Raw genomic sequence first — 1,979 nt, 5'->3', positions numbered from 1 at the left:
GGCGCAGCCCCGCCGGAGGCAGCCGCCGGGCCGCCACGGAGGGCGGCCCCTACAACCCGAACACGAAAACCCTTGTAGGGGCCGCCCTCCGTGGCGGCCCGCGTGAGGCAAACGATTCAGCCGAGCAAGGTGGGACGGCCATGAGTGCCCGCCCCACCTTGATATCGCACCCCCCGAGACGCCCATGAACCGGCTCCGCCTCGTCCTGCTCGCGCTGCTGTTCCTCACGCCGTTCGCGGCGCTGATCGGGGTCGGCAGCTACCACCTGTGGGAGGTCGGCTACCTCTGGGTGTGGTGGCCGCTGCTCGGGTGCTTCGCGCTCGCGTACTTCCTCGCGTGGCGGTGGACCCGCCGGGGCAGCGGCGTCCTCCCGGACACCGACGTGCCGCCGCCCGAGTACTGGACCGACCGCGACAGGGTCGCCTGGGAGAAGGTGGACGCGCGGGCCAAGTCGTTCGCGGCCGTGTCGCTCGACCAGATCAGCAACGCCCGGCACTACACCGACCTGTCGCTCGACCTGGCGACCGAGGTCGGCAAGGTGTTCAACCCGGGCTCGGAGGACCCGTTCGACAGCCTCACGCTCCCCGAGGTGCTGGCGTGCGTCGAGTTGGCCGCGGCGGACCTCGACGGGATGGTGCAGAAGTACGTACCCGGCGTCCACCTGCTCCGCATCCGCGACGTGAAGCGGGCGCAGAAGGCGTACAAGTTGTACCGCACCGGCCAGGACGTGTACTGGGCCGGGGCCGCGGTGTTCGACCCGGTCTCGACCGGCCTCCGCTACCTCGCCTCCCGCGCCGGCCTCGGCACCCTCATGGACCGCATCCAGAGCAACGTCCTGCTCTGGTTCCACACCGCGTACATCCACCAGGTCGGCCGCTACCTCATCGAGCTGAACAGCGGGCGGCTCAAGGTCGGCGTGAAGCGGTACCGCGAGATCCTTGCCGCCCACCAGGAGCCGCCGCCGGACGACCCCGCCGCCCGCACCGCACCCGCCGCCCCGGGTGAGGTTCCCGATCCCGCCGCGCCGCCGGCGGACGGCACCGCCGCGCCGCCGGCGAAGGCCATCACCATCGCCGTGCTCGGGCACGTGAAGGCCGGCAAGTCGAGCCTGGTGAACACGCTCCTCGGGAAGCAACTCGCGACCGTGGACCGGCTCCCGGTCGCCAGCGGGGTCCGGTACGACGCGACGCTGCCGGGCGGCCAGCCGGTCACGCTGTTCGACACCAGCGGGTACGGGGAGAGGATCCGGGACGAGGACTTCGCCGCCGCGGTCGAGGCGTCCCGCGACGCCGACCTGGTCCTCCTCGTCACGCCCGCCACCAGCCCCGGCCGCGTCGCCGACGTGAGCCTGCTCGACCGCCTGACGGAGTGGTTCGTGGGCAAGCCGCACCTGCGGACCCCGCCGATCGTCGCCGTGGTGAACCAGGTGGACCTGCTGAGCCCGAAGGCCGAGTGGGCCCCGCCCTACAACTGGGTGGACGGGCAGCGGCCCAAGGAGGTGAACGTGCGGGAGTGCGTCGCGGCCGTGCGGGAGCAGGTCGCCACGCGGGTCGCGGAGATCGTCCCGGTGTGCGCCCGGTCGGGCGAGGCGTTCGGCATCGTCGAGGGGCTGGTGCCGGTCATCGTCTCGCACCTGGACCACGCCCGCGGCGCGGCGATCCTCAAGGCGTTCGACACCGAGGCCAACGAGCGCCCGATGGGGAAGGTCGCGGACCAACTGGGCACCGTCGTCACCGCCGGACTCGGCGCGCTCGCCGGGTGGCTCAACAAGAAGAAGTGAGCCGGGCAAAGTGGGCGACGCGCTCCGCGAGTCGCGCCCCGGCGCAACGCGGGCAACCGGGAACCTCGTCCCGCCTCCGGGGTCACTCGCTCTGCAAGTGACCCACTTTCGCTCTGTCGAAGTCCTGTCGAGAATCGCTCGGGTGGTTGGCGGGCCGCCACGGAGGGCGGCCCCTACCGGAGGCTTGGTTCGTAGGGGC

The 1,979-nt window shown here is 72.2% G+C and carries 1 protein-coding gene; it reads left to right on the top strand.

The window, feature by feature from the left end; genetic code table 11:
* Nucleotides 1–184: 184 nt before the first annotated feature.
* Nucleotides 185–1,780 carry a GTPase family protein gene (locus ACTIGN_RS18715; RefSeq protein WP_439626570.1) on the top strand — a complete coding sequence of 532 codons (1,596 nt, stop codon included), beginning with the start codon at nucleotides 185–187 and terminating at the stop codon, nucleotides 1,778–1,780.
* Nucleotides 1,781–1,979 lie beyond the last annotated feature (199 nt).

This window comes from Gemmata sp. (genome assembly GCF_051859125.1).
Lineage (GTDB): Bacteria > Planctomycetota > Planctomycetia > Gemmatales > Gemmataceae > Gemmata.
This window is presented reverse-complemented; position numbering and strand designations above follow the sequence as displayed.